A 624-nucleotide genomic window follows, 5' to 3' on the forward strand; every position below is an offset into this window, starting at 1 on the left:
CATCGAGTGAAACAGTTGTTGGGTGGTTAACTCAGCATCCGAAATTACAACGCTCAGGTTGGTGAGACTTACGCAATGATTAAAGCGCTGAACAAGCTTACAGGGCTTGGTATGCCTGAAACTCAGTATGTTGTATAAGAACTAAACAATATGGGGCTACCATGTGTTCTCACCGAATTAAGCAACAAAGCCCTGTTGGGTAAGTCTTGGGGCAACCTCGCCGGAGGGGGATATCAAGGCTGCGAAGTAACTGTAACTGCATGTGGAGGAAACTAATGAAGTTTTTATCAGGCAAGTATTTTGTATTAGTTTTTGCAATATTCATTGTCATTTTATCCTTATCTATTGAAAATAGTTGGAGTATATCTACACCGCTAGTAACGTTTGTTTTTTTGATTGTACTTTGTCTATTAAATTATCTAGGGGTGTTTACCTCTTTGTTGAAATTCTTTAACAAAACAAAATAACTATTCGTGAAAGACCATCATTCGATGGTCTTTCTACTTTCAACACGATCAGTAGCTTGCAACTCAACCTCTAACTGGCTTTGTTGCGTAATTCGATGGAACTAAATCAGGAAGTTACGATCTGATCGGCTACACTCATCAATCCTTGTAGCCTCAT

General features: G+C 39.1%; 1 pseudogene. It reads left to right on the top strand.

Annotation, left to right across the window (positions count from 1 at the left end):
* Window positions 1-138 (top strand): annotated as a pseudogene (locus TZ48_RS13835) (IS5/IS1182 family transposase); the annotation flags it as partial.
* Window positions 139-624: the final 486 nt, after the last annotated feature.

The sequence above is a fragment of the Vibrio variabilis genome (assembly GCF_003263785.1).
Taxonomy (GTDB): Bacteria; Pseudomonadota; Gammaproteobacteria; order Enterobacterales; family Vibrionaceae; genus Vibrio; species Vibrio variabilis.